16 protein-coding genes are annotated in these 22,444 nt (G+C 35.2%); 6 read left to right on the top strand and 10 right to left on the bottom strand.

Annotated elements, in window-relative coordinates; translation table 11 throughout:
• The first annotated feature begins 123 nt into the window (after positions 1-123).
• Together QSV08_RS01210 and QSV08_RS01205 are read left to right on the top strand one after the other, a co-directional pair.
• Positions 124-2,316 carry a transferrin receptor-like dimerization domain-containing protein gene (locus QSV08_RS01210; protein WP_324025832.1) on the top strand — a complete coding sequence of 731 codons (2,193 nt, stop codon included), beginning with the start codon at positions 124-126 and terminating at the stop codon, positions 2,314-2,316.
• A 5-nt stretch (positions 2,317-2,321) separates the two neighbouring features.
• The gene (locus tag QSV08_RS01205) at positions 2,322-2,540 is read left to right on the top strand and encodes a putative signal transducing protein (protein WP_324025830.1); all 219 of its coding nucleotides are present in this window, start codon (positions 2,322-2,324) and stop codon (positions 2,538-2,540) included.
• 59 nt (positions 2,541-2,599) lie between these two features.
• Here QSV08_RS01205 and QSV08_RS01200 read toward each other — a convergent pair whose 3' ends face one another.
• Complete coding sequence (locus QSV08_RS01200; protein WP_324025828.1) at positions 2,600-3,538, bottom strand: 3-keto-disaccharide hydrolase; 939 nt, start codon at positions 3,536-3,538, stop codon at positions 2,600-2,602.
• 194 nt (positions 3,539-3,732) lie between these two features.
• Here QSV08_RS01200 and QSV08_RS01195 point away from each other — a divergent pair, with 194 nt between their 5' ends.
• Positions 3,733-7,128, top strand: coding sequence for a HEAT repeat domain-containing protein (locus QSV08_RS01195; protein ID WP_324025826.1), 3,396 nt, complete (start codon positions 3,733-3,735; stop codon positions 7,126-7,128).
• Positions 7,129-7,159: 31 nt separating this feature from the next.
• On the opposite strand, the gene QSV08_RS01190 is transcribed toward QSV08_RS01195, so the two are convergent.
• A complete protein-coding gene (locus QSV08_RS01190) occupies positions 7,160-7,306 on the bottom strand; it encodes a hypothetical protein (RefSeq protein WP_324025824.1) in 147 nt (48 codons plus the stop codon).
• 85 nt (positions 7,307-7,391) lie between these two features.
• Between QSV08_RS01190 and QSV08_RS01185 the strand changes: the two genes are divergently transcribed.
• Entirely contained in the window at positions 7,392-9,218 is a 1,827-nt protein-coding gene (locus QSV08_RS01185) for a hypothetical protein (protein WP_324025822.1), read from the top strand.
• On the opposite strand, the gene QSV08_RS01180 is transcribed toward QSV08_RS01185, so the two are convergent.
• Together QSV08_RS01180 and mnmA are read right to left on the bottom strand one after the other, a co-directional pair.
• Positions 9,208-10,149 carry an NAD(P)H-dependent flavin oxidoreductase gene (locus tag QSV08_RS01180; RefSeq protein WP_324025820.1) on the bottom strand — a complete coding sequence of 314 codons (942 nt, stop codon included), beginning with the start codon at positions 10,147-10,149 and terminating at the stop codon, positions 9,208-9,210. The genes QSV08_RS01185 and QSV08_RS01180 overlap by 11 nt on opposite strands.
• A 157-nt stretch (positions 10,150-10,306) precedes the next feature.
• The gene (gene mnmA / locus QSV08_RS01175; protein WP_324025818.1) at positions 10,307-11,497 is read right to left on the bottom strand and encodes a tRNA 2-thiouridine(34) synthase MnmA; all 1,191 of its coding nucleotides are present in this window, start codon (positions 11,495-11,497) and stop codon (positions 10,307-10,309) included.
• Positions 11,498-11,836: 339 nt separating this feature from the next.
• On the opposite strand from mnmA, the gene QSV08_RS01170 reads away from it, so the two are divergent.
• Positions 11,837-13,708, top strand: coding sequence for a fasciclin domain-containing protein (locus QSV08_RS01170; protein ID WP_324025816.1), 1,872 nt, complete (start codon positions 11,837-11,839; stop codon positions 13,706-13,708).
• Positions 13,709-14,146: 438 nt separating this feature from the next.
• Here QSV08_RS01170 and yidC read toward each other — a convergent pair whose 3' ends face one another.
• The 3 genes from yidC to QSV08_RS01155 all read right to left on the bottom strand — a co-directional run bounded on the left by yidC (position 14,147) and on the right by QSV08_RS01155 (position 18,000).
• Complete coding sequence (yidC, locus tag QSV08_RS01165) at positions 14,147-16,000, bottom strand: membrane protein insertase YidC (RefSeq protein WP_324025814.1); 1,854 nt, start codon at positions 15,998-16,000, stop codon at positions 14,147-14,149.
• A 69-nt stretch (positions 16,001-16,069) separates the two neighbouring features.
• Positions 16,070-17,707, bottom strand: coding sequence for a CTP synthase (locus QSV08_RS01160; protein ID WP_324025812.1), 1,638 nt, complete (start codon positions 17,705-17,707; stop codon positions 16,070-16,072).
• Between the two features lie 50 nt (positions 17,708-17,757).
• Positions 17,758-18,000 (bottom strand): DUF3820 family protein, encoded by a 243-nt coding sequence (locus QSV08_RS01155; RefSeq protein WP_133689005.1) that lies wholly within the window; start codon positions 17,998-18,000, stop codon positions 17,758-17,760.
• 60 nt (positions 18,001-18,060) lie between these two features.
• Between QSV08_RS01155 and QSV08_RS01150 the strand changes: the two genes are divergently transcribed.
• Positions 18,061-18,930, top strand: coding sequence for a hydroxypyruvate isomerase family protein (locus tag QSV08_RS01150; protein ID WP_324025810.1), 870 nt, complete (start codon positions 18,061-18,063; stop codon positions 18,928-18,930).
• Positions 18,931-19,297: 367 nt separating this feature from the next.
• Here QSV08_RS01150 and QSV08_RS01145 read toward each other — a convergent pair whose 3' ends face one another.
• Genes QSV08_RS01145 through QSV08_RS01135 form a run of 3 tightly spaced genes read right to left on the bottom strand, consistent with a single transcriptional unit; the run spans position 19,298 to position 22,443 of the window.
• Positions 19,298-19,834, bottom strand: a complete 537-nt coding sequence (locus QSV08_RS01145) for a DUF922 domain-containing protein (protein ID WP_324025808.1) — start codon at positions 19,832-19,834, stop codon at positions 19,298-19,300.
• Positions 19,822-20,226: an OsmC family protein gene (locus QSV08_RS01140; protein WP_324025806.1), complete on the bottom strand. Its 405-nt coding sequence runs from the start codon at positions 20,224-20,226 to the stop codon at positions 19,822-19,824. Before QSV08_RS01140 ends, QSV08_RS01145 begins: the two co-directional genes overlap by 13 nt.
• Positions 20,227-22,443, bottom strand: a complete 2,217-nt coding sequence (locus QSV08_RS01135; protein ID WP_324025804.1) for a PBP1 and LysM peptidoglycan-binding domain-containing protein — start codon at positions 22,441-22,443, stop codon at positions 20,227-20,229.
• Between the last annotated feature and the right edge of the window lies 1 nt (position 22,444).

The raw sequence follows: 22,444 nt of genomic DNA, 5'->3' as shown, positions 1-22,444 counted from the left end.
AATGAATTTAATTTGACTTATTATTTTTATTGAGAACATATTTTGAGCTTTTATCTAGCTACTAATTGGTGTTCACTATTACTAAAACCTAAACTAATTAAACCTCAACAACTATATTTTATTATGAAACAATTACTCACCACCCTCTTTCTTTTATTGGTCCTCAACGGATATTCACAAAATTCAATTATCGGATTTTCTTCCGAGAATACTAACAAACAACTGCAACTAGAAAAAAGTTTTGAAGAAAAATTAAATGCAACAAACCTTGATGAATGGATGCAAAAAATGGCTGCCGAACCTCATTGGGTAGGTACCAAATTCGGAGAAAAAAATGCAAAATGGATCAAAAGTCAATTTGAGTCTTGGGGTTACGACACCAAAATAGAGACCTATCAAATTCTATTTCCTTATCCGACAGAAAGGGTGTTAGAATTAACCGGTCCTACTCAATACAAGGCAAAATTAACAGCTGTACCAGTAGAAGGAGATCCTTTTACCGCTCAAGGTGATGCCTTATTACCGAGCTATAATGCTTTCTCTACCGATGGTGATGTTGAAGCAGAATTAGTTTTCGTTAATTACGGAATTCCGAAAGATTACGAAGAATTAGAAAAACTTGGCATCAGCGTAAAAGGCAAAATTGTGATTGCAAAATACCAAGGGTCTTGGCGTGGTATTAAACCAAAATTAGCTGCCGAAAAAGGAGCTATTGGTTGTATTATTTACTCTGACCCAGAAGATGATGGCTACGGACAAGGAGATGTCTACCCAAAAGGTGCGTACAAGAATAAAACCGGAGTACAACGTGGTTCGGTGATGGATATGCCTACATACCCAGGCGATGTATTGACCCCTGGTTATGCAGCTACAAAAGATGCTAAAAGGTTGGACAGAAAAGATGCACCGACTATTACAAAAATTCCTGTTTTGCCAATTTCATACGAAGATGCACTTCCGCTTTTATCTGCCTTAGACGGTACCGTTGCGCCAGAATCATGGCGAGGTGGATTGCCAATAACTTATCATATAGGACCAGGACCGGCAAAGGTTCATTTAAAACTTACATTCGACTGGAAACTGGTACCTGCCCATAACGTTATTGCTACTTTAAAAGGAACTGAATTCCCAGATCAGTGGGTTATGCGTGGTAATCACCATGATGCATGGGTACATGGTGCCAATGATCCAATTAGTGGTTTGGTCGCCCTGATGGAAGAAGCTCGCGCTATTGGTGAACTTGCTAAAAAAGGACAAAAGCCAAAACGTACCTTGGTATTCTGCGCATGGGATGCCGAAGAACCAGGATTAATAGGTTCTACAGAATGGGTAGAAGATCATAAAAAAGAATTACAAGAAAAGGTAGTTGCCTATATTAATACTGACGGTAATGGACGCGGATTCTTAGGCGCCGGCGGATCACATTCACTACAGGCTATGGTTAGCGAGGTAGCGGGCACCGTTGTTGATCCACAAACGAAAGTATCGATAAAAGATCGTAGAATTGCTGCGAACATGGTTAACGGTGGTGATGACTCTTTTAATCTTTATGCATTAGGCTCGGGCTCTGATTACACTCCGTTTATTCAACATGCTGGAATTGCTGCATTGAACCTTGGTTTTGGCGGGGAAAATGGTGGTGGAGAATATCATACCATTTACGATACCTATCCACATTACAAAAGATTTAAAGATCCAGAGTTTGCCTATGGCGTTGCTTTGGCGAATACTGCAGGTCTAATCACCTTACGTTTAGCAAATGCAGATGTTATTCCGTTGAACTTCTCGCAATGGCATTCGACTATTTCAAATTACTTAACTGAAATTATTGATGAAACAGAAAGTATGCGTAAAGAGGTTTTAAAACATAATAAGATGGTTTCTCTAAACTCATATGCATTAGCGGCAGACCCAACTAAAAAAGTTAAAACGCCTACCAAAAAAGAACTCATACCTTATATAGATTTTTCACCTTTGCAAAATGAATTGGTGATACTGAATGAAACTATTACTGAGTTTGAAAAAATCAACACGATTAGCCTATCTAAAAAATCGTTAGAAGAGCTCAATAAGCGTTTAATGAAAGCGGAACAGATGCTTACATCAGAGAAAGGCTTACCTCGCAGACCATGGTTCAAACATCAAATTTACGCACCAGGTTTTTACACGGGTTACGGTGTAAAAACGTTACCAGGAGTAAGAGAAGCTATCGAACAAAAAAATTGGGCAGAAGCACAAGAACAAATTGAAATTTTAACAAACACTTTTAAAAACTTTAATACCTATATTAAAGACGCAACTAAAAATTTAAATTAATTATTATGGATTCAAACTATATAAAAGTATTCGGTGGCAATAGCATAGAAGCGCAGCGCGTAGAACTTGCATTAAAAGAAAATAACATTGAACCTATTCTTAAAGACGAAACCGAATCTGCACGCCTGGCAGGTTTTGGCACTCCTTTACCTGAGTTGGTCGAAATCTTTGTTAATAAAGATGAAGAAGTAAGAGCCTTGGCTATTATTACTGAAATCAACTAAAGTGAATAAAAAAAAGCCTCCAGAAATGGAGGCTTTTTTATTAAGCATATCTTCTAAAACTATCCTTTACTTAAACGTGTAATTTCTAACTTTCTAAATTCTACTGGTCCATGGTCACCTTGTATCATTATTGATCCGGCTTCAGCTTCATTATTATCTAAAGCACCACCGGTCATCGCCTCAATATTCTGATTTGAAATTACGGTCTTTCCGTTAGCTACAATAGTTACCCTTCTTCCTATTAAGGTAATATCATACGTTTGCCACTCCCCTGCTTTCATAGCCGCATTTTCATTTGGCGTAAGTAAACCATAGATTCCTCCAAAATAAATAGACGAAGGTTCCAAACCTATATTATCAGCAATCTGTACTTCATAACGCCCTCTTAAATACATACCACTATTACTACCTTCTGGGTATCTAAATTCTGCATGCAATTTAAAATCATTGAATTTTTCTTCGGATATTAAATTTACTCCAGGTTTAGCACTTGTAAGTATACCATCTAAAACTGCCCATTGATTGCCAGGTTTCATCACCCATCCATTTAAATTCTTACCATTAAATAGTTTAACCGTCTTACCTTCTTTTGCATTTTTATAATACGGAAGCTTAGGCGATTTGGTAGCTGTCCAATTATAGGTTTTTCCATCTACATAAATCATGGTTCCTGCTAATCCGTCACCTACAATTTTTCCCTCAAATTCCATATTAGAAGCCCCTGGCTCCCATTGTGGCGGAATTTCAAAGGAAAACAATTCACCATGCTTTTCAATTTCCGCTACTGGTCTTGCGCTACCAAAAGCATAGGTAAATCGACCGATTAATGTATTGGTACCTGAATGTCTAATTTCTAACCAAGATGGTAATTTTTCTCCTTCTTGATTAATTGTTAAATTCCATTTTCCTTCTAGAGGATGTCCTTCCTGCGCTTGAGTTACATTTAAGCTAAAAACTGCAAGTAAAAGGAAAACTAATGTTGTTTTAGTAGTATTCATATTATTTTGGTTTGATAAGTAATCAAATATAAAAGAAGTTTTAAATACAGTATCCTAACAAAGAACTAAATCTTTCTATATCCTATAAAAAGACCTTTAAATATTATGATGTTAATAATTTAATCAGTCCTTCATTTCATTATTGATTATCTATATTATTTGGTACATTTAAAGTTCAATTCAACCAAACAACAATGACATTCCTCAAAAAATTCCTTTTAGGAATAGTATCGCTACTATTTCTATCTGTTTCATGCATAAATAAAAAACCTGTTGAAATTCCTTTAACTATTCAACAAGACAGTACAGACTTAATTGAAATGGCTAAAATCGCCAGAGAGACCGTACCTGCAAAAGTTGCTGACGGACTAGTATTAAGTTTATGGGCATCAGATTCTTTGGCACCCGATCCTATTGCGATGGATATTGATGATGATGGCAATGTATACATTACCCGATCTAACAGAAATAAAAACTCTGAATTTGATATTCGAGGTCATAGAGATTGGATGACCGAATCTATTGCCTTAGAATCTGTTGAAGACAGAAGAGCTTTTCTACACAAAACCTTTGCTCCTGAGCTTAGTAAAGAAAATGAATGGTTTCCCGATTTAAATAACGATAGCATTCACGACTGGCATGATCTTGCCGTTGAACAAGATGAAATTTGGATGTTAGAAGATACCGATAAAGATGGTATAGCCGATGTTTCTACTCAAATTATGAACGATTTCAGTGATGAAATAAATGATGTAGCGGGTGCACTTTTAGTTAGAGATGAAGCTATTTTTGTTGGTATTGGTCCGGGTATGTATCGACTTACAGATACAAACGGTGATAAAATTTTAGATGAAAAAACAAGCATTGCCGATGGTTTTGCTGTACATATTGGATTTAGTGGTCATGGTATGTCTGGTGCTATCGAAGGTCCTGATGGTAAAATATATTGGGGAATTGGTGATATAGGAGCCAATATTACCACTGTAGCTGGTGAAAATCATAAATTCCCAAATGAAGGTATCATTGTTAGAAGTAATCCTGATGGTACCGATTTTGAAGTTTTTGCACACGGACTCCGTAATACCCACGAATTTGTTTTTGATGCCTACGGAAATATTATTTCTTCAGATAATGATGGCGATCATAAAGGTGAAAGTGAACGTTTGGTGCATATCGTAGAAGGTTCTGATGCCGGATGGAGAGCAAATTGGCAATATGGTAAATATACCGACCCTAAAAACAATGGTTATAATGTTTGGATGGATGAAAAATTATTCACTCCACGTTGGGAAGGTCAAGCCGCATACATCATGCCTCCAATTCAAAATTTTCATAACGGACCTACCGGAATGCAATATAACCCTGGTACCGCCCTTGGTAAAAAATGGATGGATAAATTCTTTTTGGTTGAATTTGTAGGCGACCCTACTAGATCGCATATTTGGTCGTTCGATTTAAAACCAAAAGGCGCTTCTTTTGAACTGAACTCAGATGAATCTATTTTATCGGGAATATTACCTACAGGAATAGATTTCGGACCTGATGGTGCCTTATACCTCGCTGATTGGGTAAATGGTTGGGGAACTAAAAATTATGGTAGAGTATGGAAATTAGACGTTAACGAAGAAACCAATGATCTTGCACAAGAACGTTTAAAAACCCAACAACTAATGACCCATAATTATAAGGATGAAAAGAATGATAGTTTGGTTAGTTTGTTATCATACGGCGATATGAGAATTCGCCAAAAAGCACAGTTTGAACTTGCTAAAAGAACATTTTGGGGCTACAGGGCTTTAGAAAAAGCGATAACAGAAGAAGAAAACCAATTTGCGCGTATTCACGCCATTTGGGGTATTGGTCAAATAGCCGCAAATGATACAGATGAAGCTAAACCATTACTTAATTTATTAAGTGATAGTGATCCTGAAATTATAGCTCAAAGTGTAAAAGTATTGGGCGATTTAAAATATGAAAAAGCTGCCGACAGTCTTGTATCATTAACTACCCATGAAAATGACCGAGTTAAATTCTTTGCCGCACAAGCATTGGGCAGATTAAAATATGAAGATGCCATAGCGCCTCTCTTGGCTATGATTGAAGCTAATAATGACCAAGACCTTTACTTGAGACATGCCGCTGTATTAGCACTGTCAAGAATAGGTAACGCTGAACCTTTGTTAGCACTTGCCACTAGCGAAAATAGAAGTTTACGTATTGCCGCCGTTATGGCATTAAGAAAACTACAAGAGCCTAAAATTTCTATATTTCTTTCTGATGAAGACGAATATATTGTAACAGAAACTGCTCGTGCCATAAATGATGACCTTTCTATCGAAGCAGCTTTACCGGCATTGGCTTCGATACTGACAAACGAAAAATTCAAATCTGAACCTTTGTTACGTAGAGCAATTAATGCTGCATTACGTGTTGGTGGCGATGACCAATTAGATATGCTCATTAATTTTGCCAAACGTAGAAATGTGTCTAGCGATTTACGTGGCGAAGCGCTTGCGGCTTTAGGTACTTGGAACAACCCTTCTCTTTTAGACCGTGTAGATGGCAGATATAGAGGAGAAATCATTAGAAAAAACAGTAAGCTAGAAGAAAAAATCAAAAAAGATATTCCCTCTTTTCTGAAAGAGCGTCAGCCTGAAATTTTAATCGGTATCTCAAAAACTTTGAGCGCAATCGGTATGAACTCTTATAATAATGACCTGTATTATATATTTAAATCTAATAAATCTCCTGAAGTAAGATCTGCTGTACTTAATGCCTTAGGTCAATTAAATTTCGATAAAATGGAAGCTGCGATGTCTATTGGTATGCAAGATAGAAATGAAGAAGTGCGTACTGCTGCTGTAGGTTTATTGGGTCAACTGAATTTACCTAAAGAGAAATTACCCGCCATTATTGATCCAATTTTCAAGAAAGGTTCTGTTTCTGAACAACAAAGAGTACTTAGTGTTTTAGGTGATTTACCTGATGAAAAAAGTAATGCTATTTTAGCTAGCTTAATTGATAAAGCCAGTAAAGACCAATTAAAACAGGGTATCTTTTTAGATTTAATAGAGTCGGTAAAAGCAACTGAAAATACCGCTCTAATTGCTAAACTAGATAAACTTAAAAAATCTGGCTACTCCGCCGATTCTTTTCAAGAAACTCTTTATGGTGGTAAATGGTGGACTGGCAGATCTGTTTTCAATAATAACCCAACGGCGCAGTGTGTTCGTTGTCATGCAGTAAATGGCTCAGGTGGTGAAGTGGGACCGGCTTTAGACAACATCGGTAATATATTAAGTCGAGAACAACTACTTGAAGCTCTTATTGAACCAAGTTTGAGATTGGCACCTGGTTATGGTACCGTGACCATTACATTAAAAGATGGACAAAAAGTGCAAGGTGTTTTAATTGAAGAAAACAATGACCACTTATTATTAAGAACATCTGAAGCCGAACCTTTAGAAATTCCTTTAAAAAGAATTGCCAGAAGAGAAAACTCAATGTCTGCTATGCCAGCAATGGGTCGTATGATTTCTAGAAGAGAACTTCGAGATCTTGTGGAATACCTTTCCACTTTAAAAGGATAATAAAGTAGTAAATGAACTATAAGGTTTTATATCATAAAGAGGAAAGTTCTGCTTTCCTCTCTTGAAACTCACTCATCAGCTCCTTAACAATATCACCAGCCGGTTTTATGTCGTGTATCAAAGCAGATACTTGACCTATTTCTAGTTCGCCATCTTCTAAGTCACAAAGGTGAAACACATTTTATTTATGGCATGTTAATTAAGAATGCTACATTACTCCAAATACACTTTTAACGCTTATAACCTGCTTTTAAACCACTCTTATGAAAAAAGGTATTTTATTAGTTTTAGGCTTTTCGGTTTTATTATTTTCTTTTCTTCAATGTAATCCCAAACCAGATTTTATAGTTAAAAATCATCAAGAAGACCCATTTAAAAATACTATTACTTCGAGTCAATATTTTAAAATTGATGCTAAAAATGATACCGTAATTTCTGGCGAGAATGGAACCACAATCGTATTTCAAAAAGGAAGTTTTTTAGATTCTGATGATAATATTGTCACAGAAAATATTCAAATAGAACTTACTGAAGCGCTTACCATAGATGAGATGGTTTTAAGCAATCTAACTACTACATCAAACGGAAAGCTTTTAGAGACTGATGGAATGATTTACTTTAATGCAACCGCTAAAGGCAGACAACTATTTGTGAATCCTGAAAAGCCTGTATATGTAGAAATCCCTACTACCAATCGAAAATCAGGAATGTCTGTTTACAAAGGTTTTCGAGATAAGAATGGGAATATGAATTGGGTAAATCCCATTCCGATAGAAAATTATCTTATTCCTTTAGATTTGTTTACGTTAGACTTTTTACCTGACGGATTTGTTGAAACATTAGAAAAAGAAATGCCTTTTCTTAATCACCAGAAAGTGAATGAAAAGTTCGTTGATAGTTTATATTATAGCCTATACTTTAAAACTGGAAATGAAATTATAGAAGAAACTGTACCAGATACAAATTTTAGCGAATCCTATTATGATAAAGTAAATGAAACAGAATTAGATTCAACACACTACTCAAAATTTGACAATTTAGTTAACTATGGAGTTGATCCAGCTGCAATTAAAGCAATAAAAAATAATCAGTTTCAAAATACATTAATTGCCACAAAACAATTTGAAGAAAGGCTTAAAGTCATGTTTAAAATTTGCCGAAGTGATATCATCGATATTTATGCACAAAATCTTGACAAGAATTTATGGGAACTTGACAGTATTACTGCTAGCTTATTAGACGATAATGTTTATCAAGAAGATTTTGAAAAATTTGCATCTCAAAAATGGACTAAAATAAAAGTTCCTAATAAAAACTTACTACTCTTAAAAAGTTATTATGAAAATAGATTGCAATTAGTTAAAAATGAATTGACAGAGCAACGCAACAAAGCCGTTAAAGCTAATAATGAGCAAACGAAAAAGGCTAAAGAACTGGTTAATAATTATAAAAAATTATTGAATATAAGAGAAGCCTATCGAATGACTAGTTATGGTTTTGAACTGACCGATACTGGCTGGATTAATATTGACAAAGGTACAATACCCAAAAATTGGGAATATTCGCCTTTAGAGTTTTTAGTTACAAATGAAAATACCTTTGACAGAGCATATGGCTATGTTATGTATACCTCAATAAAAAGCCTTTATCGCTTAAAAACAAATGACTCCAAAACGTTTTACGTTGGTAATGAAACACAAAGAGAAATGATAATGCCTAAAGATGAAAAAGCAATTGGTATACTTATCGCATATAAAGATGATCAAACCTTTTTAGATGTAATTAATTTTCAAACAAATACTGACAGTCTATTAAAATTTAATCTTCAAGAATATTCTGAAAGAGAAATTAAAAAAATATTAGCTCAGTTTGAAACTTCAAAAAAAGAAAATTCAATACTAGAAGACTTAAAATATTTAGATGAGATTTATCTTGAAGAAATAAGACAAGATAAATTATTACGTGAAAATTATGTAATGCGTCAATTATGGTCAGTTTCAAGTGCAATTGACACAACATATTGGCAATTTGATGAAACTTATGCAATTGAAATGCTTGTAGAAAGGTGCTTAAATAATGTCAGAAATTAGAAAGTTCCGCTTTCCTCTCTTGAAACTCACTCATCAGCTTCTTAACAATTTCGCCAGCCGGTTTTATGTCGTGTATTAAAGCAGATACTTGACCTATTTCTAGCTCGCCATCTTCTAAGTCACCTAAGAACATGCCTTTTTTGGCACGACCTCTGCCTAAGAGCGTTTTCAACTCTTCGGCAGTTGCTCCGTCAGCGTATGCTTTTTGAACTTCGTTATAAAATTTGTTTTTCACTAAACGAACGGGTGCCAATTCTTTTAATGTCAAATGAGTATCACCTTCTTTGGCATTTACGACAACTTCTTTAAAGCTAGTATGATTCGATGCTTCTACACTTGCTACAAATCGACTACCTACTTGCACTCCGTCAGCGCCTAAAACCATCGCTGCCAACATTGCTTTGCCTGTTGCTATGCCTCCCGCCGCAATCAAAGGAATAGTTATTTTTTCTTTCACTGCAGGTATTAATACTAAAGTTGTTGTTTCATCCCGACCATTATGTCCGCCTGCTTCAAAGCCTTCTGCAACAATAGCATCTACTCCGGCTTCCTGAGCTTTCAATGCAAACTTTAAACTACTCACTACATGTACAACAGTAATTCCTTTTTCTTTTAGGATGGATGTCCATGTTTTCGGATTTCCTGCAGATGTAAATACAATTTTTACATCCTCCTCTATAATAATATCCATCAATTTATCAATATCAGGATACAACATAGGTACATTAACCGCAAAAGGTTTCGAAGTCGCCTTCTTGCATTTTTGAATATGCTCACGCAAAACATCAGGATACATACTACCGGAACCAATAACTCCTAAACCTCCGGCATTTGATACAGCACTAGCTAATCGCCATCCGCTGGTCCAAATCATTCCTCCTTGAATAATAGGGAATTCTATCTTGAAAAGTTCGGTAATTCTATTTTGCATGATTGAAGTAATTTACCTCTGAGTAATCACCCAAAGCTTTATGTTGAAAATTGAATTTAGAATTTGACTCAAGGATCGAACGACTTAAATCTCGATTATCGAGTGAAAAATCACATTTTAAAGATACTATTATGGACCTTAAAATGTAATTCTCTAGTTAAGAAATTACACCCGACCCTATAAGGTCATCTTCAATATACCATGCTACAAATTGACCTTCGGTAATTGCAGATTGCATTTCTTTGAAATCAACATACATACCACCCTCTACTCTATAAATAGTAGCTTCTTGCAATTCTTGACGGTATCTAATACGTGCTTTTACTTCTAGTTTCTCATCAATCTTCAAAGCTAAATCTGTACGCACCCAATGTATTTCTTCGTCCTTTACAAACAACGTTCTTCTATACAAACCAGGGTGTGCTTTGCCTTGACCTGTGTAAATAACATTTTCATTAACATCTGTATCTATGACAAATAACGGTTCTTTTGTACCACCTACATGCAACCCTTTACGCTGCCCTTTTGTAAAGTAATGCGCCCCTTGGTGTTCACCTACAATTTTACCATCAGTTAAATGATAGACCGGTTTTTCTGCATAAAATTCTAACTCAGCGCTTTTATCTGAAAACGATGGTATAGCTCTTTCATAACTCTCAAAAGCTGCAGGAACCTCAACAATTTTACCCGTTTTAGGTTTTAGCTGTTGTTGTAAAAACTCTGGTAATCTAACCTTACCAATAAAACATAAACCTTGTGAGTCTTTTTTATCTGCAGTAATCAGTTCCATTTTTTTGGCAATTTCCCTTACCTCAGGCTTGGTCAACTCCCCTATCGGAAATAATGTTTTTGATAATTGCTCTTGCGATAACTGGCATAAGAAATAAGATTGGTCTTTATTACCATCTTTTCCTGCCAGTAATTGATATGTTTCAGAACCATCAGAATTATGTAGTGTTCCTTTTCTACAATAATGACCTGTGGCAACATAATCTGCCCCTAATTGCATGGCAATTTTCATAAAGACATCAAACTTGATTTCCCTATTACACAGTACATCAGGGTTTGGAGTACGTCCCATTTCATATTCCCTAAACATATAATCTACTATACGCTCTTTATACTCCGCACTTAAATCAACTGTTTGAAACGGTATTCCTAGTTTCTCAGCTACAATTAATGCATCGTTGCTATCTTCTAACCACGGACACTCTTCTGATATCGTTACCGAATCATCATGCCAATTCTTCATAAACAAGCCTATAACATCATAACCTTGCTCTTTTAGCAAGTATGCTGCTACGCTCGAATCTACTCCTCCAGAAAGTCCTATTACTACTTTTTTCATCTCTTCTTCTTGGTCGGTACAAAATTACAAAATTTCATTTCAGAAATACTTTTTTTTCAACTCACATGTCTCATCAAAAAAAATAATTTTATTTCCCAAAAACCTTTAAAAAGTTAAAGCTGAATCATTTATTGTCAATAAAAATGTTAAACTTTTACCAATTTATATTAAACAATTTTAAATCATAATTTGAGACAAAGCCTTTTATTATCTACAATTATCAGGTGAATTTTACAATATAATGCAATTAAATAGAACAATATCTACCATATCCTTATTTTAAATATGTAAATATTTTGTTTAGCTTAGCTTTAAAATAGTTCAACAAAAAATTGTAAAATGAAAAATCTAGGTAAAATTTTAAAATCTACAGCTATGGTAATGCTGTTAGTTTTTGCTGCTTCTTGTAGCGATGATGACAATGATGATCCAGTAATTATCGTTGAAGAAGACAACATAGTAGAGGCTGCACAAAAAACAAGTTCTTTGAGTTCTCTAGTATCAGCACTTACAAAAGCTGACGAAAGTGCAAATAACGATTTAATTACAGCTTTAAGTAGCGAAGGTCAATTTACAGTTTTAGCACCGACCAATGATGCTTTTTCAAGCCTATTAGCTCGATTAGATGGATTTGACACATTAGATGATTTTAACAATGAGCAATTACAAGACTTATTGGCTACAATTTTAAAATATCATGTGGTATCTGGAGCAGCTGTAAGTTCTGGTGATCTAACTGAAGGACAATCTATTACTACTTTACAAGGTGAAACACTTACTGTTAGTATAGCGGATGGAGTTACTTTTACCGATGCCGCAGACGAAATGGCTATGGTAACTACAGCTGACGTAGAAACCGAAAACGGAATAGTACATTTAATCGATAAAGTATTGATTCCTCAAGAAGCCTTAGATGCACTAAGTGATGTCTTATTGTCTTCTATTACCGACTTAGCTATATCAGTACCAAGCTTAAGTATATTAGTAGAAGCTTTGGTTGCTGCAGATGAAGAATTACCAACTTTATTGGCTGGTGAAGGTCCTTTTACGGTATTTGCACCAACAAACGAAGCTTTCGAAGCTTTCTTGATGGATAATAATTTTAGCAGCCTTGATGAGATTCCGACAGATGTACTCACACAAGTTTTATTGAACCATGTGGTTGCAGGCACTAATTTATCTACTGATTTGTCTACCGGATATGTTTCATCTCTTTCAACTGCGGGTCCTGATGACGCAAATCTTAGTATGTTTATAAATATAGAAGATGGCGTTGTTATTAATGGTGTTTCTACTGTTACCGCTGCAGATAATAAAGCTATAAACGGAGTAGTTCATATTGTTGATGCTGTAATAGGTTTACCTAATATCGTAGATCATGCTATTGCAAACCCTAACTTAACATCTTTAGTAGGTGCTTTGACAGCAGACGGTAATACAACTTTTACAACATTACTATCTGATTCAGAAACTGACTTTACCGTATTTGCCCCTTTAAATTCTGCTATTGACAGTTTTACAAATCCATCAAATAATGACATCAATAGTATTTTAGCAAACCACGTAATTTCTGGCGCAGCTGCAGATGCAGCAAGTCTTTCTAATACATATTTTAACACTGCCGCGACCAATGTAGATGGTGATAATCTAAGTATTTATGTGAATGTTGATGATGGCGTTACATTAAACGGAATAAGTTCTGTGGCTGCAGCCGATATCGTTGCTACTAACGGAATTATACATGCAGTAGACACAGTTATAGATTTGCCAAATGTGGTAACTTTTGCAACAGCTGACCCTAACTTTAGTTCTCTTGTAGGCGCATTAACTGCTGAAGGTCAACCAGACTTTGTAAGTGTTTTAAGTACTGCTACAGGTACAGAACCTGCTCCTTTTACAGTATTCGCACCTACTAACGGAGCGTTTGCAGACTTAGCAGCAGTACCAAGTGGAGATGTGTTAACTGCTGTATTAAATCATCATGTTATTGCTGGCGCAAATATTGTTTCTAGCGACTTGAGTAGCGGATTAGTTTCTCCCGCGACTTTAGAAGGTGACACCTTAACTTTTACTATTGATGGTGATGGCAATGTTACCATTACAGATGGTTCGGGTAATGCAGAAATCGGTATTATCGCGGTTGATGTTCAAGCTAATAATGGTGTTATACATGCTATCGACACTGTTATGATACCAGACACAACAAACTAATTTATACCCTTTTTCAAAATTTAAAGAGCCGCATAATGCGGCTCTTTTTTTATATAAAGTTTTAAGAATACGATGCGCCTATAGTATTTAGAAATCTACTCATTAAAAGCAGATAGGTATATAACCGTTTAAAATGTTACTTAAGCTTTAACCAATATTTGACAATCTTGGATTTTTTATACGATGTATCTAAATATTCTAACCTAATATTTTTACAAAAGCTACAATTTAAATAGAGTATTCTATTTCAAAAAAACCTAAACATCATCATACACTCGTTTAACATACAATTTGTCACCCTTGACAACTAACTTTTTATATAACCTTAAATTAATTACATCTTTGACATCCCAAATCTTACCAAACCAAGCCTTAACCAATGGCAAAAGCCCTTTCAATTTTGAAAGGGCTTTTTATTTTTATAACACTAAAGTTTTTTTACTTTTTCTTCTGCGCTTCTGCTTGTTCCATCATTTCACGCATTTTCTTTTGGAACTTGTTTTCTTTCTTCGGTTTCTTCTTGTTCTCTTGTATCTGGGCATGAATTTTATCATTATCGAGAATAAAATTCTTAATGACCAGCATGATACCGATAGTAATGGTATTAGAAACAAAGTAGTACAAACTCAATCCACTCGCATAATTATTGAAGAAAATCAACATCATGAAAGGCATTAGGTACATGATAAACTTCATGTTCGGCATACCTGGTTGTGTTGGCATGTTCTGACCTGTTGTCATCATCATGTAAAAGAATATAGCGATAGATGCTAATATTGGAAACAAACTAACGTGATCTCCGTAAAACGGAATAGAGAATCCTTCTGGAAATTGATAAATCGTATCAAAAGAAGAAAGGTCATCTGCCCATAAGAATGATTTCTGACGTAACGCAAATGATGTTGGAAAGAACATGAATAGCGCATAAAATATAGGCATTTGTATAACTGCCGGTATACAACCACTCATGGGACTCACACCAGCCTTACCATACAATTTCATGGTCTCTTGCTGCTTTTTCATTGCATTGTCTTTATACTTCTCCCCTAGCTCAGTAATTTCAGGCTTCAACACCTTCATCTTCGCTTGAGACAAATAAGACTTATATGTAACCGGTGACATTGCCAAACGAACTAAAATCGTCATAATAATTATAGCAATACCATAAGGAAAATATGTGCTAATTAAAGAGTAGAAAGGTGTAAATACATAACGGTTGATCCAACCGAAAATACCCCATCCAAAAGGAATAGAATCAACCAAACCTAAATCTTCATACTTAGATAAAGTATCAACATCTGTAGGACCAAAATACCAATGTAAATCTTTAGATATTTCTCCGCCTTCCAATTCTACCGGTAATGCAGATGCATATTCTTTCGTAAAACCGAAAGTTCTACTTTCTTCTTCTACTAAATTAACAGAAGTAAGATCACCACTTTTAAAAGGCTGATCTGCTGCTAGAATACTGCTAAAAAAGTGTTGTCTATAAGAAATCCACTTTACATCTTCTTCAGTCTCTTCATCATCACTACCTTCAGAAAGCTTACTTATTTTACCATCTTCATGATTATAAGTTAAACGTGTATACCTATTCTCGTACTGTATACTTTTAGAGTGACGAATTGCTTTTAACTTCCAATCTAATTGAACTGGCTTGCTAGAACTTATTACATTATCCAAGCCTTTTGACTTGATCGTAAAGTCAACCAAATAATCATTTGGCTTAATCACATATCTATATTCAAGATATTGATTGCTCGAAGTTTTCGCTTTTAATGACAATACTTGGTTGCCATTATCATTTGTCATTGTCGGCTCAAAATACAGATCTTGAGTATTCAATGTTCTATTATCAGAAGTTGCAAAATCTAATCCGAAAGAAGCATTACCATCTTTTACCAAATAAACCGGTACAGAATCGTAAGTAACGAATTGTTTCATTTTCGCTTCTACGATCTGCCCACCTTTATTACTGATTTTCAATAAAAGAACATCGTTCTCTAACGTAGTAATATCATTAGAAGGTTTTGTAAAACCAAAAGCACCAAGTTTACCTTGGTAATTGGCAACTGCAGTAGAATCTTGTAAATCTAACTGTGGTACATCATTAATAACAGTTTCTATTTCTGAATCTTCTGATGCCTTCGCAGCTTCTACTTGTTCTTGCTTTGCCTTTTCTGCCTCTAACTCTTCTGGAGTTGGTTGGTTTTGGTAAAACATGAAGATGAGTATTCCAAAGATAAGCACGAAGCCAATTATGGATTGTACGTCAAATTTCTTTTCTTCCATGTGGTATTTCTAATTAATTGGGAATATTTTGAATTTTTAAGAAAGCAAATATATGTCCAAATATGATGTTTATGCCAATGTGGCATTAGTTTGTGACTTTTTGTGCTCTAAAGCAGCCTTAACGAAGCCCACAAATAATGGATGCGGATTAGCTACGGTACTCTTATACTCTGGGTGATATTGCACGCCAATAAACCAAGGATGATCCTTTAACTCTACAATTTCAACCAAATTAGTCTCTTTATTGAAACCTGTTGCCATAAGACCTGCATTCTCTAATTGCTCTAAATAAGCATTATTGAATTCATATCTATGACGATGACGTTCAGATATTTGAGAAGCACCGTTGTACATTTTTTTAACCAAACTACCATCTTTCAAATCACAGTCCCACGCACCTAAACGCATAGTACCACCTTTATCGGTTATGGTCTTTTGTTCTTCCATAATGCTAATTACAGGATCAGGAGTTTTCTCATCCATCTCTGTAGAATTTGCATTTTTAAGTCCTAATACATCACGGGCATATTCAATAACGGCCATTTGCATACCTAAGCAGATACCCAAAAACGGAATTTTATTAATACGCGCATATTCAACAGCTTTCACTTTACCTTCAATACCACGCTCACCAAAACCTGGTGCTACCAAAATAGCATCCAATCCTTTTAATTTACTTTCGCAGTTCGCAGCTGTAATATATTCTGAATGAACAGATTTTACATTTACTTTCACTTCGTTCGCAGCTCCGGCATGTATAAATGACTCTAAAATAGACTTATAAGAATCTTGCAGTTCTACATATTTACCTACTAGACCAATAGTAACTTCATCTTTCGGATTCTTATGTCTTGCCAAAAACTCGTTCCAACGACCTAAGTCTGGAGCTACAGTATTTGGCAATGCCAATTTCTGCAAGGTTACGGTGTCTAAACCTTCTTCTTGCATTAATAATGGCACATCGTAAATAGTAGATGCATCGATACTTTGTATAACCGCTTCACGCTTTACATTGCAGAAAAGCGCCAGTTTATCTTTTATCTCGTTAGAAATTTCATGTTCTGTTCTACACACAAGAATATCGGCTTTTATACCACTTTCCATCAATGTTTTTACAGAGTGTTGCGTAGGTTTTGTTTTTAACTCACCTGCAGCAGATAAATAAGGTACTAGCGTTAAATGAATAACAATAGCATTGTTATCACCTAGCTCCCAAAGAAGTTGACGAACTGCTTCTATATATGGTAAAGATTCAATATCACCTACCGTACCACCAATTTCAGTAATAACGATATCATATTCACCGCTTTTACCTAGTAGCTGTACACGTTCTTTTATTTCGTTTGTAATATGAGGAACTACTTGTACCGTTTTACCTAAAAATTCTCCTCTACGTTCTTTTTCAATTACGCTTTGGTAAATTCTACCGGTAGTAACATTGTTGGCTTGAGAAGTTCGAACATTTAGAAAACGCTCGTAATGACCTAAATCTAGATCTGTTTCTGCACCGTCATCAGTTACATAACATTCGCCATGCTCGTAAGGGTTTAAGGTTCCTGGATCTACATTAATGTAAGGATCTAGCTTTTGAATGGTAGTTTTGTAGCCGCGAGATTGCAGTAATTTCGCCAAAGATGCAGCAATGATGCCTTTTCCTAGTGATGAAGTAACGCCTCCCGTAACGAAGATGTATTTGGTTTGTGCCATGTATCGAATTCTATGTTACGGGACACAAAGTTACAAATTGAGGTTAGAACTTAACGGGTTTCTTTAGGAAAATGTTTTTGTATTTTTCGAATTATCGATTCTAAGCCGTTTGTTTTGATTTCTAACATAGAACGCAATAAATCTCCCAATTTACCATCAGGAAATCCTTTTTGATTAAACCACACCAAATATGGCTCTGGTAAATCGATAAGATACTTACCCTTATACTTACCAAATGGCATTCGGTAGTGTGCCAATTCTATTAACTTCTGCTTATCTGGATTAATTTCCATTTTTAAATCTAAAAAAATTATCTTTAAAGAATCAACTACTCAAACTACAATTCAATTAACATGAAAAGAAGAAATTTTATTGGAACCTCAGCGGCTGCCTCTGTCGGATTCTTAACTACTTCAGCAGCAGCGGCAAGCGATAAAAACCTTGAAACTGATGCTAAACTAAAGTACAATATTAACCATAGTGTTTGTTATTGGTGCTATGGAAGTATCCCTTTTGAAGATTTTCTTAAAAATTTAGTAGAATTAGATATCAGATCGATTGATTTAGTTGGACCAGATGAATTTCCACTTCTTAAAAAATATAATATTCACGCCTCTATGTGTTGGGGTGCAGGTATGGGCATAGAAAAAGGCTTTAACGACCTTTCTTTACATGAGGAGTTAATTGCCGATTACGAGCGCGTAATACCCTTAGTGGCAGAAGCAGGCTATACCAACTTGATCTGTTTTAGCGGAAATAGAAACGGAATGAACGATTTAGTCGGGTTGCGAAATTGCGCTTTAGGTCTTAAAAAACTTATGCCATTGGCAGAAAAGCATGGCGTAGTTTTACAGATGGAACTGCTAAATAGTAAGGTAAATCATAAAGATTATATGTGCGACACCTCTGAATGGGGCGTATCGCTATGCGAAGCTATTGGTTCTGAACATTTTAAACTGCTTTATGATATTTACCACATGCAAATTATGGAAGGTGATATCATTAGAAATATTGAAGATTACCACCAATATTACGGACACTACCATACTGGCGGAAACCCTGGTAGACACGAGATAGATGAAACTCAAGAAATTTTCTACCCTGCAGTAATGAAGGCTATTTTAAAAACCGGATATACGGGACACGTAGCGCAAGAATTCGTACCCAGCTGGGATGATAAAATTGCTGCACTAAAACAAGGAGTTACTATTTGTGATGTGTGATTTGTTTAGGCGGTTAGTGAATTAGTGGTTAGTGAACTAGTGGTTAGTGAACTAGTGGTTAGTGAACTAGTGGTTAGTGAACTAGTGGTTAGTGAACTAGTGGTTAGTGAACTAGTGGTTAGTGAACTAGTGGTTAGTCCTAAAGTAAAAAACAGCAAGCTGTTTTTTACTTTAGGAACTCTTACCTTTTTTGACCTAAAAAAATATAGCTCTTATTAGTATTGAAATTGGCAAGTTACAAGATGATGAATTATTAATTCAGTCATTGAATTTATTTTTATGGAAAGGCTATAATAAAGGATAACTAATAGTTCTTATTAAATAATTAAACTCCGATTTAAAACGAATCAACTATTTCACTATTAACTTAGTGTTTGCTTAAAGCTTCCTCTATCTCTTTTACCCACCGTTCTTGCACAGGTAAATTTCTTGAGTAGTTAGTTTCTGAATCGTATTTATTTTGAAAGTCGTTCAATTGTCGAATGGTAGCTTTATAGATTTTACGAATCTCTTCTTTTACATTCTTCGTAAATTTTGTCTCTGCTAATTGCTTTCGCAATTTACGTGCATAGAGCTCGGTAATATCGAAATGCAATTGCTCATGTAATAAGGTGACATCGTTACATAACTTTGGTTTGTACCACGACTTTGTTGGGTAGAAATAAGCGAATACCTTATAATCTACATTTAACTCGCTATTCTCGTAAAAAGTGGAAAAGCGATAGGTAATACCACTTGCCGTGGTTGCCGCTGCTCTTGAAGTTATGGGAGCAGCACCTTTAAAATCGTTCCAAGTAAATCTAAATTCAGGTTCCCAAGACACTACTTCTTGAGCCGCTACATATGAAATGTTTAGCAGTGCTAAAAGAAATAAAACAAAATGTGCCTTTTTTATAAGTCCCAATTATAAGTGATTACTTTCTCAATATCTGGATGCAAACTATAGTGCACAGGGCATGTATTTGCCGTGTGCACCAAAATTTTTCTATTCTTATCTGAAATATCTTTTGGTAAATGAACTTCCACTTCTATTTTAGATATTCTTCTAGGTGAAGCAGCCATGTGCTTGGTAACAGATGCCGTAGTACCTTTTAAGTCTACCTCTAATCCGTTTGCCTTAATACCCATCATTGTTAACATACAACTTGCCAAACCTGTGGCAACGGTATCGGTTGGTGAAAATGCCTGACCTAAACCATTGTTATCTACTGGTGCATCTGTCACGAAAGAATCGTTCGATTTTAAATGAACACATTCTGTTCTTAACTCTCCGTTGTATGTAACTTTTGATGTCATTTACTCTATAGTTTTAATTCTTAAATCATCTATCATCATAATATAAGATGATTGATTGTAATACCCTGCAACACCCTTTCTCTGGTAATTGAATTTATTACCACTGTATTCTGTTTCACCAACAAATCTAGAAACATCAATTAAGCTATTGTTGTAAGCTAGTTTCAACAAAAGATCATAGGTAAGATCAAAACCTCTTACTGCATATCTATCTGGATCATCGCCAAAACGTTTTCTATAACGCTCAACGAATGAATTATTTTTCACTGGACGATTTACTGAAGGATACGTAAACTTCAAATTCGATAGATGTGTATTTGAAATAACATCGTTTTCAAAAGCTGAATTCATATCTGTCGTAAACATGCGAACATTAACCTTGTCTTTACCTGCTACGGCATCAAAGGCAGTATTATTAAATGAGTTTAAAATTGACACTACACTCGCAATCAACTTATAATTATCAGATTCAACAAATACCCAGTTCGAAACATCATCAGATAATAGGGTTTGTAATTTATCTCTATTGATACCTATATTCTTCTCTTCTTCTTTTACTACAACCACTTTCGCTGTTGGAAAACGTTTTAGAATCGCTTCTTTCTCCTTTTTATTATCCTCATCTGCGATAATTAAAAGTGTTTCATCTTTATGGTTAGCTTCTACATAATCTAACATATGTTTCCACAATACTTCTTCTTCTGTATAAGAGAAGAAAACATTATCTAAACTAATATCGCTCTTAGCATTTACCGGTGCTAACACTGGTACATTAAATTTAGATGCCTGCACAGCGGTTTCTTTAAGAGATGGCGCATCTAAAGGTCCGAAAACAGCACTATAATCACCTAACTGTTCCGCTTGCAACAACTGCTTGGTTTTCGCCAAATCTAATTGATTATCTAATGTTTTGACATCTATTGAAACGCCCAATGATTTCATAGAATCAATTGCTACCAAGGCACCCGAATACAGACCTAAACTAACGGTCATATCTCTTCGTGAATCAATAGTTTTTTCTGAACTCTCCTTATTCTCTAAATTAACCTTATCCAACCTAAACGGTAATAAGAACAATACCTTTGGTGTAACACCAACATTTATACTATCTAATAAATTTACTTTATCTAGAACTAGCGCATTTCTCACCTCAAAATCACCAACTTTATCTTTTGGCAGTTTTAAAACCATACCTGCTTTTAAACCGTCTTTTAAATCGGGATTTAAGGCAACCAGTTCTGACCATGTCATACCGAATTTTCTAGTTAATCGAAACTCATTTTGCTTTGGTTTAACCTCATAAAAAATATAGTTATCTGTATTTATTACTCCTGTTTCGATTTTCTGCTCAGGTATGCGAATAACCATACCTTCTTTTAATCCGCCACGTTCTGTAATCTCAGGGTTCAGGCGAACTATCTCGTCAGACTTTACACCAAACTCCTTTTCTAAACGATAGAAATTCATTTTGGCAGGTACCGTATATGAAGTATATAATTGTGTTACCTGATTTTTAACTGTACTACCTGCTATTTTAGGCATCAACAATTCATATCCTTCAGATAAATAATTATTAGCTGTCGACAATCCCGGGTTTAGCTCTAGCATTCTTTCAACAGTAACACCATATTTATGAGCTATACTCCACCTTGTTTCTTTTGCCGCAACAATGTACTTTTCTAAATCATCTTGATTATCAACTACTTCTTCAACTTTAGGAGCTCGATATTTCGGAATACGTAAATCCATCTTCTTTTGAAGTGGTGAAGCATACAATTTCGGATTGTATTTTTTCAACTCATCTTCTGTAATATTATACATTTGAGTAATGCCAAAAATTGTTTCCTTTTTCTTGACACGGTGCTCTGTATACCCAATAGGTTCTCTTGCCTTTACCGAATCTTGAACTACTCTTGTATTTACTATTGTTGTTACCGTACTAGAGGTCGGAGTATTAGAAGCCGGAGTACTAGTTTGCTCAACTATCTTTTTACCCGGCACTACCAATATCGTATTCGATCTCAGCTTCTGACCTTCCTTAATTTCCTTATTATACTGTAATATACTTGAGGTTGAAACTCCGTACATTTTAGAAATGCTTTCTAAAGTTTCTCCTGATCTTACTTGATGGGTATTGAATTTTTGTGCCATTGCCGTGCAAGACACTAATAAACAAAATGACCCAATTAAGTAAATTTGATTAAACATGTATTTCATA

The sequence above is a fragment of the Maribacter sp. BPC-D8 genome, assembly GCF_035207705.1.
In the GTDB taxonomy this organism is placed as follows: Bacteria; Bacteroidota; Bacteroidia; order Flavobacteriales; family Flavobacteriaceae; genus Maribacter.
Note: the sequence above shows the minus strand (reverse complement) of the source record. Positions and strands in the feature narration are given on the sequence as shown.

Excerpts from the sequence above, each read along its gene's own strand:
- QSV08_RS01210 (WP_324025832.1), top strand. The coding sequence starts at position 124 with ATGAAACAATTACTCACCACCCTCTTTCTTTTATTGGTCCTCAACGGA.
- QSV08_RS01205 (WP_324025830.1), top strand. The coding sequence starts at position 2,322 with ATGGATTCAAACTATATAAAAGTATTCGGTGGCAATAGCATAGAAGCG.
- QSV08_RS01200 (WP_324025828.1), bottom strand. The coding sequence starts at position 3,538 with ATGAATACTACTAAAACAACATTAGTTTTCCTTTTACTTGCAGTTTTT.
- QSV08_RS01195 (WP_324025826.1), top strand. The coding sequence starts at position 3,733 with ATGACATTCCTCAAAAAATTCCTTTTAGGAATAGTATCGCTACTATTT.
- QSV08_RS01185 (WP_324025822.1), top strand. The coding sequence starts at position 7,392 with ATGAAAAAAGGTATTTTATTAGTTTTAGGCTTTTCGGTTTTATTATTT.
- QSV08_RS01180 (WP_324025820.1), bottom strand. The coding sequence starts at position 10,149 with ATGCAAAATAGAATTACCGAACTTTTCAAGATAGAATTCCCTATTATT.
- mnmA (WP_324025818.1), bottom strand. The coding sequence starts at position 11,497 with ATGAAAAAAGTAGTAATAGGACTTTCTGGAGGAGTAGATTCGAGCGTA.
- QSV08_RS01170 (WP_324025816.1), top strand. The coding sequence starts at position 11,837 with ATGAAAAATCTAGGTAAAATTTTAAAATCTACAGCTATGGTAATGCTG.
- yidC (WP_324025814.1), bottom strand. The coding sequence starts at position 16,000 with ATGGAAGAAAAGAAATTTGACGTACAATCCATAATTGGCTTCGTGCTT.
- QSV08_RS01160 (WP_324025812.1), bottom strand. The coding sequence starts at position 17,707 with ATGGCACAAACCAAATACATCTTCGTTACGGGAGGCGTTACTTCATCA.
- QSV08_RS01155 (WP_133689005.1), bottom strand. The coding sequence starts at position 18,000 with ATGGAAATTAATCCAGATAAGCAGAAGTTAATAGAATTGGCACACTAC.
- QSV08_RS01150 (WP_324025810.1), top strand. The coding sequence starts at position 18,061 with ATGAAAAGAAGAAATTTTATTGGAACCTCAGCGGCTGCCTCTGTCGGA.
- QSV08_RS01140 (WP_324025806.1), bottom strand. The coding sequence starts at position 20,226 with ATGACATCAAAAGTTACATACAACGGAGAGTTAAGAACAGAATGTGTT.
- QSV08_RS01135 (WP_324025804.1), bottom strand. The coding sequence starts at position 22,443 with ATGAAATACATGTTTAATCAAATTTACTTAATTGGGTCATTTTGTTTA.